Source organism: Empedobacter sp. UBA7494, assembly GCF_002478465.1.
GTDB classification, from domain to species: domain Bacteria; phylum Bacteroidota; class Bacteroidia; order Flavobacteriales; family Weeksellaceae; genus Empedobacter; species Empedobacter falsenii_B.
This window is the reverse complement of sequence record NZ_DLOC01000028.1, coordinates 1-13,780: the sequence shown is the minus strand read 5'-3', so window position 1 is coordinate 13,780 and position 13,780 is coordinate 1. Positions and strand designations below refer to the sequence as shown.

Sequence of the window (13,780 nt, the reverse complement as noted above, 5' to 3'; positions counted from 1 at the left end):
TATTCGAGGGTGTTTGGTTGTCTCAATCAAAGGTACCAAATTTTCTGAGCGAACGCATAACTGTTCTTCGGGCTTGGATGCGATACTTCCGGCTAGCGCCTACAGTAGATAACTCCCCTCCCCCGATTTCTTTTACAACACTCAACTTAAAAGACATACTGTAATCTCGCTGAGTACGTTTGACATAATTGCTTCTTTCTTCCATAATAACGATTTCTTTTTTGTATCGCTATTTCAGGACGGGACATTTAATGAAAATACAAAAGCCTTCTAAATCAGAAGGCTTTTTTTATTGTATCGTTAATTCTTCAATGCTTCAAAAATTTTATCCGCTATTTTAGGGTAATTACTTTCGTTTGTTAAGATTTTTCGGTCATCGTCATTTGTTAAATAACCGATTTCAATCATAATAATTGGAACTTGTGAATCTCGTAATATTTTCGAATTTGTTTCAACAATTCCTAAATTTTCAAAACCTAAAGAACTTATATTTTTTCCAATTTTTTCGCCAAGTATTTTACATTCTTCGAAAGTAGGATTCAATGGAGAAAGGTGAATCTCTGTTCCTTTTTTCGAATCTTTTACATTATAATTTGCGTGGATTGATAAAACCAAATCAGGTTTTATTTCATTAATCATTTTCGCACGACTTGTATTGATAATTTGTTCGTCACCTTTTCTCAATAATACAAAATCAACATCTGTAAAAGGATTTTTTTCTTGGATAATTTCTGCAATTTTCAGCGCAATATCTTTTTCTTGAAATTCTTCTTTTTTTACACCAGTATCTGTTCCTCCGTGTCCAGCATCCAAAAGGATTACGCGCTTTGTAGAAGGTGTTTTATTTTCAATAAAATTTGTTTGTGCAAAAAGACCTGTTGTTAAAATTAAACAAAAGATCTGTAATAGTTTTTTCATGGGTTGTTCAGATTAAATTGACCAACTTTAAGCAATAATTGTGCTTTTTTTTTCTAAATAATTGGTTAAATAAATCTTTTTTTAAAATAAACCTCGCGCTTTTATCTCTAAATATTTATTGATTAAGTTAATAGACAATTCTTGTGGTTCGCAATAAATGGTTAAAATCCCAAATTGATGCAAACGATTTATGATTAATTCTTTGTCGTAATTAAACTTTTCGGCAATTGTTTGATCATAAATGTCAGTTGTAGTCTTTGCTTTCTGATAATTTAATTTCTTCAATTCTGAATTTTTAAAAAGAATCAAAACGACAACATGCGATTTTTTAATCAATTTCAGATAAGGTAATTGACGTTCCAAACCATCAATCGTTTCAAAATTGGTATAAATAAATAAAAGCGATCGTTGCGTTAATTTTCGTTTGATATAGGCATACAATTGCCCAAAATCACTTTCCAAAAAATCAGTTTGTACATTGTATAATTTCTCCAAAATCAATTGCATTTGATGATTTTTTCTGTCAGCAACAACGTGATCTTGAATTCTTTTATTAAATGTAATTAAACCTGCTTTTTCATTTTTTTGAAGTGAAATATTTGCGACAACTAAACTCGAATTGATCGAGTAATCCAACAATTTTAAACCATCGAAAGGCATTCGCATCGTTCTTCCCAAATCAATTAACGAATAAACAGGCTGCGATTTTTCTTCCTGAAATTGATTGACCATCAATCGATTTGCTTTCGCTGTTGCTTTCCAATTGATTAAACGATATTCGTCACCAATCGTATAATTTTTTATATTTTCAAATTCTGTATTTGTTCCAATTTTTCGAATCCTTTTCATTCCAAATTGATTCTGTAACTGAGCGGTAGAATACAATTGAAATTGTTTTAATTGCAAATAAGAAGGATAGCACGCAATTGAAATAGGTTCGTTTATTTTGATTTTTTTCTCAATCAATCCAAAAACAGAAATAAATACATTTGTTAATCCAAATTTATACGAACCGCGCTCTGTTGGTCGAATTTTGAAATCAAATTTAGTATTTTGACCACTTTTAAATCGTTTTCTAAACTGAAAATCTCTTAATTGTAATTGAACAGGAAATTCTTCTATAATCCTTACATTCAGCGGAAATTGATAATGATTTGTTACGAAAAGTTCCAATTCATTTTCATCACCATTTGATAATCGTTCTGGATAATTTCGAATAACTTCAATGGAAGTTTTAGGAATATAAATCAAAAATATTTCGACAATAACACTAACGATAAATACAAGTGTCAAAATCTTTGCAATAATGTAAATAGAAGGTAGAAAAAATGCGATCACATAACAAAATGCAATCAATAATCCCGCATAAAAAAAGCGATTGGTAAGAAATAAGCTTCTGAAAAATTTCATTAACGAGGAATTTCTACGCGATCAATAATTTGCTGAATAATATGTTGTGTTGTAAAACCTTCCATCTCTTTTTCTGGAACCATCACAACGCGGTGTCCCAAAATTGTATGCGCAATTTGTTTGATATCTTCTGGAATCACAAAATCGCGTCTATTCACGGCTGCATTAGATTTTGCTGCATCTAAAATCGCGATAGAAGCACGTGGCGATGCACCCATATACAAGGTTTGATCGATTCTGGTTTGATGAACAATTGTCGCAATATACGTAATCAACGCTTCGTGTACGAAAACTGATTTTATGCGATCTTGGAACTCAATAATTTCATTTCCTGAAATTACTTTTTCTACCAACGATTCTTTGTCGATATTTTTGCGTTCTTGTTGTTCTTTCAATAATTCAATTTCACTTTCTAACGAAGGATATTTAACATAAATCTTGAACATAAAACGATCTAATTGCGCTTCTGGTAAGCGATACGTACCTTCTTGCTCAATTGGATTTTGAGTTGCAAAAACCAAAAAAGGTGCTTGTAAAGGATAAGTTGTTCCATCAACTGTCACTTGTCTTTCTGACATCGATTCGAATAAAGCCGCTTGAGTTTTTGCAGGCGAACGGTTAATCTCATCAATCAAAATAATATTCGAAAAAATTGGTCCTTTTTTGAACTCAAATTCATTGATTTTAGAATTTAAAATAGACGTTCCAATCACGTCAGAAGGCATTAAATCTGGCGTAAACTGAATTCTACTAAAACCAGAATCTATCGTTTTTGCCAACAATTTTGCCATCATTGTTTTGGCAACTCCAGGTAAACCTTCAATTAGAGAATGACCGTTAGAAAGCAAAGCTAAAATCAATTGATCAATAATATCATCCTGTCCGACAATTACCTTTTTCAATTCATTTTTTACAGCTTGCATTTTATGTTGTACATCCGAAAAATCGACTCTATTTTCGAATGGTTGATATGTATTTTCGCTCATTAGATATTTGCTTTTTGTTTATAGTTTTCGATGATTTGATACACAATCTTTAGATCGTGTTCATTTGGTTGATTTTTTTGATAAATATTTTTAAGAATCGTGAATTTTTCAAGACATTCTTCTTGCCTCAAATTTGCTTTTTGTGCAACAATTTCAATGAATTGTTTATTCGTAATATCGTCTGTTTCGATTAAAAATGTTTTTCTCAATTTGTATAAAAAATAATCGATTTTCTTTGAAACAATGTCTTTTACTTCGCCATTTTCTTGGTATAAAGAAGAAATTGTTTTGGCAAATTCGACGGTATGATTTTCTTCTTTGGTATAAATTGGAATGATGCGTTGTTCGCGTTTACTTCTAAAAAGTAAAAAGAAGAAAAGTAAAACCAATAGTGTTATCCAAGCAGCTTTTAGAGCTGGTTCACCCATTATGAAACGCATCATTGACGAACTTCCTGCATAAGTTTTCGAGGTATTGTACCAAAAAATAGTTTTCCCTTTTAATGGTTCTAAAACTGATTTAGCATAGAAATAACTGTCTTCATTTAATAAATAATAATTCGTAAAATAAAGCGGTTCTGCATGATACAAATAATAACCTTTGTAATCTTTTGGTTTGATTTTTAAATAATTTGGATAAGCTTTATCTTTATAAGTAAGTGTTCCAAGAATTTCAGAATCACTTGTGATGTCGCTAAAATAATGATGTTCAACTTCTTTTTTCTTCTTTATTTTAAAAGATTTATTTGTTCGAAGTTCGAAATTATCATTAATATTTATTGTCTGATTATACAACATATTTTCCTCAACTACTGTAGAGTCAGCTGTTATTGTATCCGTAGAATACGTTTCTTCGTAAATATCTTCTTTTCCATTTGAATCATCACCAAAATTGTCATGATAATCTGCAACCATCACAACTCCACCGTTTTTGACAATTTTGCTTAATAGATTTTTAGAAACTGTATCAAAATAAATCTCAGAACCAAGCACAACAACTGCATAATCTTTTGCTTTTTTAGGATCAATTTTTAATTCAGAAAGTTTTTCCAAATCTTTCATTTTTCCATTGGACAAATTTCCAAGTTCTTCGTGCATAATAAATAATCCGTACGGATCTTTACTATTTTGATAAAGGCTTACATCCCATGATTTAGGAAGTTTATAACGAAGTTTTGAGAAAGAAAATACAAAAATTCCGACCAATAAAACCGCGCCTAATAGAATACCTAATTTCTTTTTCATGAGGCTAAATATTGATTAAAATGATTGAAATTTGTCTTGAATTCGTAGTATTTATTTTCATCAATTTTAAATTCTCCAAACCAAACTTGATTAAAAATTTTAGTATTTTGATTGAATAAAATTTTTGATTTTTCGTCTTTTATTTGATTGATAAATTGCTGATTTGTTTTCTTCGGATCCCATTCAATCCAACCTTTTTTATCTAAATTTTGTAGATTTTGATAATGCAAATAACGAATTGCTAAAGCAAAATTCTGTTCTGTTTCAGCTTTATTGATTAATGAATTCAAATTAACTTCAGCTAAATTTTCTTCGATAAAATCAAAATCAGATTCATCATATAATTTTTTCGAATTTCGTTTGAGAATTCCTCCATTTTTATAAATACGTGTGGCAAGAAAAATTAAGAATAATCCAATCACAAAATAGAAAATGATTTCCCAAGGTAAATAAGAAAGAAATCTAAAAATACCTTCGATTAATTTTGAGAAAAAGCCTGGTTCGAATTCTTTTTTAGGTTTTGGAACATCTTCGTAATTAAATTCTTTTCCAGCATATTTTTCTTTGAATGCTTTAAATTCTACTGTTTTTTCTTGCGCAAAAACAACGAATTGAATCAATAATAATGTAAATGTAAAAAATAGTCTAAATTGTTTCATTCGATTCTAAAGTTTGATTGAACGAAAAAGTTTTTTGTCTATTTTTTTGAATCGGATAAATGATATAATACCAAACAATTAAGATTAATGAAAGGATTATAACCGATAAACTCAATACAATATTTACATCATATAAACGCGTAATAAAACCTTCGATAAATCCAGCTATAATAAACATTGGAACAGTGCTTAATAAAATCATTACCGCTTCTTTTGCTTTGATTATGAGTGATTTTTTTCGCGATAAAGTTTTCGGGAACATAAAGCCATTTCCTAACATCAAACCGCAAGCTCCTGCAATAATAATCACCGATATTTCGATTGTTCCATGCATCCAAATTGCTGACATAGCCTTTCCCAAAACGCCTTCTTTGAAAAACATATAATGAAATGCACCTAACATAATTCCGTTCGAAAATAGAATATATCCTGAGCCAATACTGAAAAATAAGCCCAATGTAAAAGCCAAAAAAGCAACTCGAATATTATTGATTGTAATCGCTAATGTACTTCCTGTCTGGCTTCCTGATTTGTAAATTGCTGCAGGATCACCTTTTTTGATGTTCATTAACGTTTCGTCTACATACTGATTTCCTAAAATTAATCGTGTAAAATCTGGATCGCAATGCGATGATAAAACGCCAATTAAAACCGCTAAAGCAAAAATCAGGAATGAATATAACAACATTTTGTGATTTTTGTAGACTACATTTGGCACATCTTCTTTGAAAAACTGTAAAAATTGATTCCCCGAAGTTCTTTGATCTTTGTAAATTGACTGATGAGCAAATAAAGCTAACTCGTTCAAATAATCTTTTGTCTTACTTTTTGGGTAATAAGTTTGAGCAAACGCCAAATCATTTGTAATTTCGATGTAGTTTTTTGCTAAAATATCTGGATGAACATCAATTTTATTTTTCAAATTATGTTCAATATCAGACCATTTCGCCTTATTTTTATCAATAAAATGCGCTTCTCTCATAGTAGAGTAGTTGTTAGTGAACCAAATATATGAATAAACTTTTAGTCAATACACCACAAAACGTGCAAATTGCTTATAATATTGCGCCACTTGGAAAACGTTTACTGGCTTATATTATTGATATGATTATCCGGATCGTATTAGTTTATGGCATGTCTTATTTTTCGGAGTTTATTCCGAATAGAGACGAATGGTTTCGAATGGGAATTTATAGTATAATAGGTTTTATATTTTTACTTTATCCGTTGATTTTAGAGATTTTGATGAAAGGGCAAACTGTTGGAAAATGGATCATGAAGATTCGTGTAATACGAATGGATGGAAACCGCGCTAATAATTTTGATTATTTCTTACGCTGGGTGATTGGAATTGTAGAATTGTTTTTATTCTCGGGATTGATTGCGTTGATTACAATGATTATCAATAAAAATGGTCAACGTTTAGGAGATATTGTTGCGAATACATGTTTGATTGATTTGAATCCGAAATTAGATTTATCACAAACTATTTTTGCTGAAGTTTCTGAAACTTATAAAATTCGTTTTCCCGAAGTTTACCGCTTGTCTGATCGTGATATTAATATTGTAAAAGAGAATTTTACCTCAGCATTACACAATAATAATTATGATATTTTACTAAAATTAACGCGAAAACTGGAGGAAATAATGGAGGTGAAAAGTGATGGTTTAGGAAATATTGATTTTATTCAAGTGGTGATTCAAGATCATTATCATTACCACAAAGACAAGTAAACAATATCTTTGCAAAAAATAAAGAATAAAATGAATTGTCCTTGTTGTTCTGGAAAAGAATATGCAACTTGTTGTGAACCTTTTCATTTAAATAAAGAATTGCCAAAAACTCCCGAAGAGTTGATGCGCTCTCGTTACGCTGCTTTTGCAATGGTTTTGCCTGAATATTTAGTTGATACAACACATTCTTCTACACAAAAAGATAATGATTTTAGTGATATCGAAGAGTGGGCTAAATCGAATAAATGGTTAAAGTTAGAAATTGTTTTTGCAAAAGCTAATAAAGTTCGATTTAGAGCTTATTATCAAGATAAACAAGGCGAAATCTACGAACATGACGAGCTTTCTACATTTGTGCAAGAGAATGGCAAATGGTTTTATGTAGATGGAGAGTTTTATTGATTCTAAAAATAAATTCGGAAAAATGTCTTTTCGAGCGAAGTCGAAAAATCTAAAAAATGTTTTTTTTTGAGTAATTACATTTACAATTTCTTCAATTTGTCATGAATTTCTGTATCATAGATTTCTAAAAAGACTTCATCATAAGCATCTTGATTTTTATAATTATTTCTGATTAAATCTAAGCTTTTATTGTAATTTATTTTTGCAGAATCTTTTTGATTAGTAAGTCGGAATGTTTCGGCTTTATAGTAATAGGCTTCCGCAATATTTTTATCCAAACCGATTGTTTTATTGTAAAAATCTAAAGCTTTTGAATAATTTTTTCGATCAGCTTCAATTTTTCCACGATAAGTGTACATTCTTGGATAAATATTATCGGGATTTTTTTCGGATGCAATAAATTTATCATAATAAACAATCGCGGAATCGTAATTTCCTAAACCTTGATAAGACAACCCCATCAAATAATAAATATTTTCTCCCCAAGGATATTCTACAACATTAGACAATTTATCCAAACGATGAAAATCTATTAATGAATTTTCGTAATCTCTCAATCTTGTTTGTTTTATCCATCCAGAATAACCCAAATAATCTCTTGGATTCATCTCTATTACTTTTTTTAAGCGACGCATTCCTTCTTCATTTTCACCAGCTTTATTATAGGCAACTGAAGATTCCCATAAAATTTTTTCGTTTTTTGGATTCGTTTTGATTAAATAATCTAACATATATGCTGAATAATAACTTCCTTGCGGACCAGCAGCTAAGTCAAATTTTGTTTTTAATGGAGAGAAAAAATATAAATAGAAACAAAATAAACAATAAATAAAAATAGGAATTGCTATGATTAATTTAATCGTACCAAAAATAATTCGCCATGTTTTTGACTTAAAAAATGTCTTCAACTTTCCCATCTTTTAATTTTATTTGAATTTGATAATAAGAATCTTCATTTTTTCCGTTCCAATCTTTTAATTGCTGAACAATAGCAACAATTTTCTTTTGCAAATCATCAGAAATTTCAACCTTTTTATAATCTTGGTCAACTGCTTTAATTCTGAAATAACCAATTTCGTTTTTACAATTAATTACAAAACGTACATTTATATTTCCAGAAAAATTAGGAAATTTTAATTGATGAATTGGTTCAGAAATTACCTTACGAATGCCATAACGCTCTGTTTTGTAACCTGCGTCAGTACTATAATATTGATAAATCATAGAAGAACAAGGCTCGAAAGAAGTGCCTTTATCAATAATTTCTTTTTTATCAATTCTTCCAACTTTTGTTTTTAAAGAAAAGTAAAAAAGTACAGCTAAAAATGAAGCTGCAATAATAGTTAAATAGACAAAATAATTAATGTATTTCATTCTGTCTAAGATATGTAAACTTTTTGCATAAAAAAACTCAATCCATTGAATTGAGTTTTTTGTTTTCTATTTAAAATATTGTTCTGCTTCTAACACGCTTTCTGGTCGACCAACATCGATTAAAATTCCGCCAGAATGATCAAAACCAATGATAGATTCAGTTTGCATTAAATCCATATAGACTTTCATAATAGAAAATTTACCTTTCTCCGTAATTTTATAAAATAAAGTAGGAGAAATAACATGAATTCCACTAAAAGCTAAATCTTTGCAATTGTCTAAAGAATCTACAGCTTTTATTTCTTCTTCCGTTTTCAGATTTCGCCAACCTTTTAACTCATTTTGTTCATTGAAAAATAGTTTACGAGACGAATTTCGATTAGAAACTGCTAACGTTACTAACGCTTTGTTTTCTTGATGTGCTTTGATAAATTTATCAAGATTTAGATCTGTTAAAATGTCCACATTCATCACCAAAAAATCTTCCTCGAAATTAGCTTTTGCTTTAACCAAACCACCACCAGTTTCAAGAACTTGATCCGTTTCATCTGAAATAGTAATTTCAATTCCGAAATAATTATTATCTTCTAAAAACTCAATGATTTGATCTGCAAAATGATGCACGTTAATCACGATTTCATTAATTCCGAAAGATTTCAAATATTCGATATTTCGTTGCAAAAGAGGTTTTCCATTTACAACTGCTAAAGCTTTGGGATGATTGTTAGTAAATGGTTTTAAACGAGTCCCAAGACCCGCTGCAAAAATCATTGCTTTCATATTAATATGCCTCGTTTATCCAATTTTTTTCTTCTTGCACAACATGATGTAACGTAACTTGTGCTTCTGGAAATTTCTCTTGAATATGTTTTGCAGTCGCATCAGCAGAATAAACTGATCGATGTTGTCCACCTGTACAACCAAAATTAATTTCTAAATTCTCGAAACCACGCTGCAAATAATCTTCGATCGAAATGTCAATAATTTGAAAAACACCTTCTAAAAAAACTGCAATTTTAGTTTCTGTTTCCAAGTATTTTTTAATCTCTTCGTCGCGTCCTGTTTGTGTTTTATACGCTTGAATTCGACCTGGATTTAGAATTCCACGACAATCAAAAACGAAACCACCACCATTTCCAGTTGGATCGGTTGGAATTCCTTTTTTGTACGAAAAACTACGAACGTTGATATTTAATTTAGCCATTTATTTTATGATTTATGCGTTCTAACGTTTCTGGAAGAACAAGGATTTTTATAATATGTTTTAATTCTGGATAATTTTGTAATATAGGATAATCGATTATTGATTCCAAGTTTTTAATCCCAAACGAAATACTTTCTAAAAAGTGTTTTTTTCGTTCAATAATTCCTCTCAAACCATATGTTCCTAAAACTTGTAAAAGTCGAGCAACTACACAATATTCGTACGATTGACGAAAATCTATCGGAACCAAAGTCGGAATTTGTTTGGTTAATTCTTGGTAATAAAATTCATACAAATCCTTCTTAAATTCAAATGGTAAATTGGCTTTTGCTTGCCAAATTAACGAAACCAAATCATAGACAACAGGTCCATACAAACCGCCTTGATAATCGATAAAATAAGGTTCGTTTTGATGAATCATAATGTTGCGCGTTTGGAAATCTCTGAACACAAAACCTTGTGGCGAAAGTTTATCAAATTGAGACGCAAAACGATCAAAATCTTTGATTAATTTTCCTGCATTGTAATCAATTGCTAAGACATCTAAAAAGTAAAAATTAAACTGAAATAAATCTCTTAAAATTAATGTTTTATCTAATTTTGGATATGAAAAAGTGTGATTAAAATCGATTTTAGTTACACCTTGAATTTGAGCAATTGCTAATTTTTCTAAAGTCTTAAAATAATAAGGTTTTGCTTTTTCGAAATTATTCAAGACAACATTCATCAATGTTTCGTTGCCTAAATCTGTTTGAACATAGGTCGTGAAATCTTCTGAAACTGAAACAATTTCTGGAATATTATTGATAACTTTTTTTAAATCTAATGAAAACTGAATAAACACTTTATTTTCTTCGATATTAGAGCTTTCAGCCAAAATATACGGCTGATTTTGATCAAAAAATCTCGAATAAACTCGAGACGAACCTCCTCCTGAAAGTTGAGTTAAACTTTCAATTGCTTTTTGAGTAAAGTTTTCTTGCAAAAATTGAGTTGTAGTATCGTTCATCAGAATATTTTGCGAAAGTTACGCATATCAAAAATGATTTAAAAATATTTGTTTGTTGTAACTTTTTTCAAAATGCTGCATCTATTTAGTAAAAGAAAAACTAATATGAAAAAAATAGCATTTATTATTGCAATGATTTCGTTACAATCATGTATAACAGTAAAAGTTAATGCAGATGTAGATTCGAATAATTTTTATAGAAAAGTGGATAACCCAAATATCAAATCTCAAGGAACTTTTTTTGACAAAGGAGTAGGAGATTCGAAATGGTCGAATTCGAATGGTGATAATTGGACAAAAGCGAAGTTTGAAGATGCTTCTGGAACGAGTTATATCAAGCTAAATGTTTCGAAAAGTTTAACTGCTAATTTTCATTCGAATATCAAATTAGAAGGCGAAATGAATTTTGAAATTGTCGATCAAAATAATGAAGTTGTGTTTAATCGTCAACTTACAAATTCGAAAGAAGAAAATTTTACAGTTGATTTGACAAAAGGTGATTATCAAGTTCGTTGGAATTCTACGAATGCAACTGGAAGTTATTTTTTAGAATGGAAACAAGATAAATAACATAAATTTTAGCATATTTTTTGGGCGATCGATTACTTTTTTGATGTATTTTTAGAAAGATTTTAAATAAGTAATTATGTCTTTAATAGATGATTTGAAATGGCGTTACGCCACAAAAAAATATGATCCGTCTTTAATTGTTGAAGAAGAAGACGTTAAAAAAATTGTTGAAGCAGCTCGTTTAGCACCAACTTCATCAGGTTTGCAACAGTTCAGAATTTTGGTTATTAAGAACAAAGAATTGCAACAAAAAATTGTTCCGATTGCTTATGATCAGCAAGCAATTCTAGACTGTTCACACTTATTGGTTTTTGTAGCTTGGGATCGTTATACAGAAGATCGTATAGATGCAATTTACGATTATACAACGGATGAGAGAGATTTGCCAAGAGGTCGTTTTGGTTCATATACAGATAAATTGAAAGGAATTTATTTGCCTCAAACTTCTGAAGAAAATTTTGCACATACTGCTCGTCAAGCATACATTGGATTAGGTTTTGCTCTTGCTCAAGCTGCAGAATTGAAAATTGATAGTACGCCTATGGAAGGTTTTGATAATGCTGAATTGGATGATTTACTTGATTTGAAAGAAAAAGGAATGCGAAGTGTTTTAATGCTTCCTTTGGGATACCGAGACAGTGAAGATTGGCTAGCGCCAATGAAAAAAGTTAGAAATCCGATGAAGGATTTTGCAACGAAATTATATGAATAACAAAAAAGCTTTCTCTGATCAGAGAAAGCTTTTTTGTTCAACAATATTTTGAGCTTTTTTATTTTAACCTACTTTAACTTACAAATCGTAACATTTTTTTTAAATTTGTTCAAAATAGTACGCAATGAAATATTTATTCATCGGATTTTTAGGGCTATTTATAGCTTGTAATGCGCAAGAAACTAAGAAAGTTTCTAAAAAGCAAACCATTCATCAAACAACAAAAACACCTCAAAAAGTGAACAAAATTTACGATTATACATTCAAGGATATCAATGATGACGATTTTAATTTCGCGGATTTGAAAGGAAAGAAAATCTTAATTCTTAATACAGCTTCAAAATGTGGTTACACACCTCAATATGATGCTTTAGAAAAATTGTATCAAGAATATAAAGATCAAGGTTTAGTTATTGTTGGATTTCCTTCGGACAATTTTGGAGGTCAAGAATTTGACAACAACGAAGAAATTGCAAGTTTTTGTAAATTAAATTATGGCGTAACTTTTCCTTTAATGTCAAAAAGTGATGTAATTGGAAAAAATCAAAATGAAATTTTCAAATTCTTAACAAAAAAATCATTGAACGGAAAATCTGACAATGATGTAAAATGGAATTTTACAAAATTTTTGATTAACAAAGACGGAAATTTAGAGGCTTCTTACCCTTCAAAAGTAACTCCAGATTCAAAAGAAATAATAGATTGGTTAAATAAATAATAAATGAAGTTAGATATTCTTGCAATTGGAGCGCATCCTGATGATGTAGAATTGGGATGTGGAGGAACACTTGCAAAAGAAATTAAAAACGGTAAAACTGTTGGTATTCTTGATTTAACAAAAGGAGAACTGGGAACTCGTGGTACCGATGAAATTCGCCGTGTAGAAGCAAATGATGCTAAAAACATTTTGGGCGTTGCTGTGAGAGAAAATCTTGGAATTCCTGATGGTTTTTTCTTGAATGATAAAGAAAATCAATTGAAAATTGTCGAAATTATTCGAAAATATCAACCTGATATTATTTTGAGTAATGCACCTCACGATCGCCATCCAGATCATGGAAAAGGTTCAGATTTAGTGAATACTGCTATTTTCTTATCAGGTTTACCAAAAATTGAAAATGGATTACCAGCTTGGCGTCCCAAAAAACACTTCCACTACATTCAATGGTTGCCTTTAGAACCTCATTTTGTGATTGACATCTCTGGTTTTGTAGATACAAAAGTAGAAGCTTGCATGGCATATAAAACGCAATTTTTTGATCCAAATTCGAGCGAACCTCAAACGCCAATTTCATCAAAGAATTTTACAGATTCTATCCGATATCGTGCATATGATTTAGGAAGATTAATCGGAACTGAAGGTGGAGAAGGATTTATTTCGCGAAGTTACATTGGCGTAAATAATTTAGATTCTTTAATTTAGAAATAAAGGTGTAAAAAACCTTTATTTTTTTGTCAAAATTATTTGCAAGTACCGATTAATAGGCTATATTTGCAGTCCAATTGAGAGATTAAATAAAAGTTAATTTCGCAATAAAAATGGTGATTGTAGCTCAGT

At 30.1% G+C, this 13,780-nt stretch carries 17 protein-coding genes; 6 read left to right on the top strand and 11 right to left on the bottom strand.

Annotated elements, in window-relative coordinates; all coding sequences use genetic code 11:
- Nucleotides 1-300: 300 nt before the first annotated feature.
- From B4E95_RS02705 to B4E95_RS02680, 6 genes are all read right to left on the bottom strand, one after another.
- The gene (locus B4E95_RS02705; RefSeq protein WP_280048954.1) at nt 301-918 is read right to left on the bottom strand and encodes an N-acetylmuramoyl-L-alanine amidase family protein; all 618 of its coding nucleotides are present in this window, start codon (nt 916-918) and stop codon (nt 301-303) included.
- Nucleotides 919-999: 81 nt separating this feature from the next.
- Nucleotides 1,000-2,328 carry a DUF58 domain-containing protein gene (locus tag B4E95_RS02700; RefSeq protein WP_280061706.1) on the bottom strand — a complete coding sequence of 443 codons (1,329 nt, stop codon included), beginning with the start codon at nt 2,326-2,328 and terminating at the stop codon, nt 1,000-1,002.
- Nucleotides 2,328-3,314, bottom strand: a complete 987-nt coding sequence (locus B4E95_RS02695; RefSeq protein WP_114999758.1) for an AAA family ATPase — start codon at nt 3,312-3,314, stop codon at nt 2,328-2,330. The genes B4E95_RS02700 and B4E95_RS02695 overlap by 1 nt, the downstream gene beginning before the upstream one ends.
- Entirely contained in the window at nt 3,314-4,558 is a 1,245-nt protein-coding gene (locus B4E95_RS02690; RefSeq protein ID WP_291089746.1) for a hypothetical protein, read from the bottom strand. The genes B4E95_RS02695 and B4E95_RS02690 overlap by 1 nt, the downstream gene beginning before the upstream one ends.
- Entirely contained in the window at nt 4,555-5,217 is a 663-nt protein-coding gene (locus B4E95_RS02685; RefSeq protein ID WP_291089743.1) for a hypothetical protein, read from the bottom strand. The genes B4E95_RS02690 and B4E95_RS02685 overlap by 4 nt, the downstream gene beginning before the upstream one ends.
- Complete coding sequence (locus B4E95_RS02680; protein WP_291089740.1) at nt 5,204-6,199, bottom strand: stage II sporulation protein M; 996 nt, start codon at nt 6,197-6,199, stop codon at nt 5,204-5,206. The genes B4E95_RS02685 and B4E95_RS02680 overlap by 14 nt, the downstream gene beginning before the upstream one ends.
- 29 nt (nt 6,200-6,228) lie before the next feature.
- Here B4E95_RS02680 and B4E95_RS02675 point away from each other — a divergent pair, with 29 nt between their 5' ends.
- Together B4E95_RS02675 and B4E95_RS02670 are read left to right on the top strand one after the other, a co-directional pair.
- Nucleotides 6,229-6,951: an RDD family protein gene (locus B4E95_RS02675; RefSeq protein ID WP_291062266.1), complete on the top strand. Its 723-nt coding sequence runs from the start codon at nt 6,229-6,231 to the stop codon at nt 6,949-6,951.
- 30 nt (nt 6,952-6,981) lie between these two features.
- The gene (locus B4E95_RS02670; RefSeq protein WP_291062264.1) at nt 6,982-7,353 is read left to right on the top strand and encodes a YchJ family protein; all 372 of its coding nucleotides are present in this window, start codon (nt 6,982-6,984) and stop codon (nt 7,351-7,353) included.
- A gap of 80 nt (nt 7,354-7,433) precedes the next feature.
- Here the strand turns inward: B4E95_RS02670 and B4E95_RS02665 are convergent, their stop codons facing one another.
- The 5 genes from B4E95_RS02665 to B4E95_RS02645 all read right to left on the bottom strand — a co-directional run bounded on the left by B4E95_RS02665 (nt 7,434) and on the right by B4E95_RS02645 (nt 10,940).
- Nucleotides 7,434-8,270 carry a tetratricopeptide repeat protein gene (locus tag B4E95_RS02665; protein ID WP_291089737.1) on the bottom strand — a complete coding sequence of 279 codons (837 nt, stop codon included), beginning with the start codon at nt 8,268-8,270 and terminating at the stop codon, nt 7,434-7,436.
- Nucleotides 8,245-8,727, bottom strand: a complete 483-nt coding sequence (locus B4E95_RS02660) for a hypothetical protein (RefSeq protein WP_291072403.1) — start codon at nt 8,725-8,727, stop codon at nt 8,245-8,247. The genes B4E95_RS02665 and B4E95_RS02660 overlap by 26 nt, the downstream gene beginning before the upstream one ends.
- 66 nt (nt 8,728-8,793) lie before the next feature.
- Nucleotides 8,794-9,507: a nucleotidyltransferase family protein gene (locus B4E95_RS02655; protein ID WP_291072402.1), complete on the bottom strand. Its 714-nt coding sequence runs from the start codon at nt 9,505-9,507 to the stop codon at nt 8,794-8,796.
- Nucleotide 9,508: 1 nt separating this feature from the next.
- On the bottom strand, nt 9,509-9,931 hold the full coding sequence (locus tag B4E95_RS02650) for a RapZ C-terminal domain-containing protein (RefSeq protein WP_291062258.1): 423 nt from the start codon (nt 9,929-9,931) through the stop codon (nt 9,509-9,511).
- Nucleotides 9,924-10,940: an aminoglycoside phosphotransferase family protein gene (locus tag B4E95_RS02645; RefSeq protein ID WP_291078210.1), complete on the bottom strand. Its 1,017-nt coding sequence runs from the start codon at nt 10,938-10,940 to the stop codon at nt 9,924-9,926. The genes B4E95_RS02650 and B4E95_RS02645 overlap by 8 nt, the downstream gene beginning before the upstream one ends.
- A gap of 105 nt (nt 10,941-11,045) precedes the next feature.
- Between B4E95_RS02645 and B4E95_RS02640 the strand changes: the two genes are divergently transcribed.
- The 4 genes from B4E95_RS02640 to bshB1 all read left to right on the top strand — a co-directional run bounded on the left by B4E95_RS02640 (nt 11,046) and on the right by bshB1 (nt 13,645).
- A complete protein-coding gene (locus B4E95_RS02640) occupies nt 11,046-11,510 on the top strand; it encodes a hypothetical protein (RefSeq protein WP_291089734.1) in 465 nt (154 codons plus the stop codon).
- 76 nt (nt 11,511-11,586) lie between these two features.
- The gene (locus B4E95_RS02635; RefSeq protein ID WP_291062254.1) at nt 11,587-12,222 is read left to right on the top strand and encodes an NAD(P)H-dependent oxidoreductase; all 636 of its coding nucleotides are present in this window, start codon (nt 11,587-11,589) and stop codon (nt 12,220-12,222) included.
- A gap of 124 nt (nt 12,223-12,346) precedes the next feature.
- Nucleotides 12,347-12,940, top strand: a complete 594-nt coding sequence (locus B4E95_RS02630) for a glutathione peroxidase (protein ID WP_286495853.1) — start codon at nt 12,347-12,349, stop codon at nt 12,938-12,940.
- Between the two features lie 3 nt (nt 12,941-12,943).
- Nucleotides 12,944-13,645, top strand: a complete 702-nt coding sequence (gene bshB1, locus B4E95_RS02625; protein ID WP_286495854.1) for a bacillithiol biosynthesis deacetylase BshB1 — start codon at nt 12,944-12,946, stop codon at nt 13,643-13,645.
- The last annotated feature ends 135 nt before the right edge of the window (nt 13,646-13,780 follow it).

Coding starts and splice junctions, on each gene's coding strand:
- B4E95_RS02705 (WP_280048954.1), bottom strand. CDS start 918: ATGAAAAAACTATTACAGATCTTTTGTTTAATTTTAACAACAGGTCTT.
- B4E95_RS02700 (WP_280061706.1), bottom strand. CDS start 2,328: ATGAAATTTTTCAGAAGCTTATTTCTTACCAATCGCTTTTTTTATGCG.
- B4E95_RS02695 (WP_114999758.1), bottom strand. CDS start 3,314: ATGAGCGAAAATACATATCAACCATTCGAAAATAGAGTCGATTTTTCG.
- B4E95_RS02690 (WP_291089746.1), bottom strand. CDS start 4,558: ATGAAAAAGAAATTAGGTATTCTATTAGGCGCGGTTTTATTGGTCGGA.
- B4E95_RS02685 (WP_291089743.1), bottom strand. CDS start 5,217: ATGAAACAATTTAGACTATTTTTTACATTTACATTATTATTGATTCAA.
- B4E95_RS02680 (WP_291089740.1), bottom strand. CDS start 6,199: ATGAGAGAAGCGCATTTTATTGATAAAAATAAGGCGAAATGGTCTGAT.
- B4E95_RS02675 (WP_291062266.1), top strand. CDS start 6,229: ATGAATAAACTTTTAGTCAATACACCACAAAACGTGCAAATTGCTTAT.
- B4E95_RS02670 (WP_291062264.1), top strand. CDS start 6,982: ATGAATTGTCCTTGTTGTTCTGGAAAAGAATATGCAACTTGTTGTGAA.
- B4E95_RS02665 (WP_291089737.1), bottom strand. CDS start 8,270: ATGGGAAAGTTGAAGACATTTTTTAAGTCAAAAACATGGCGAATTATT.
- B4E95_RS02660 (WP_291072403.1), bottom strand. CDS start 8,727: ATGAAATACATTAATTATTTTGTCTATTTAACTATTATTGCAGCTTCA.
- B4E95_RS02655 (WP_291072402.1), bottom strand. CDS start 9,507: ATGAAAGCAATGATTTTTGCAGCGGGTCTTGGGACTCGTTTAAAACCA.
- B4E95_RS02650 (WP_291062258.1), bottom strand. CDS start 9,931: ATGGCTAAATTAAATATCAACGTTCGTAGTTTTTCGTACAAAAAAGGA.
- B4E95_RS02645 (WP_291078210.1), bottom strand. CDS start 10,940: ATGAACGATACTACAACTCAATTTTTGCAAGAAAACTTTACTCAAAAA.
- B4E95_RS02640 (WP_291089734.1), top strand. CDS start 11,046: ATGAAAAAAATAGCATTTATTATTGCAATGATTTCGTTACAATCATGT.
- B4E95_RS02635 (WP_291062254.1), top strand. CDS start 11,587: ATGTCTTTAATAGATGATTTGAAATGGCGTTACGCCACAAAAAAATAT.
- B4E95_RS02630 (WP_286495853.1), top strand. CDS start 12,347: ATGAAATATTTATTCATCGGATTTTTAGGGCTATTTATAGCTTGTAAT.
- bshB1 (WP_286495854.1), top strand. CDS start 12,944: ATGAAGTTAGATATTCTTGCAATTGGAGCGCATCCTGATGATGTAGAA.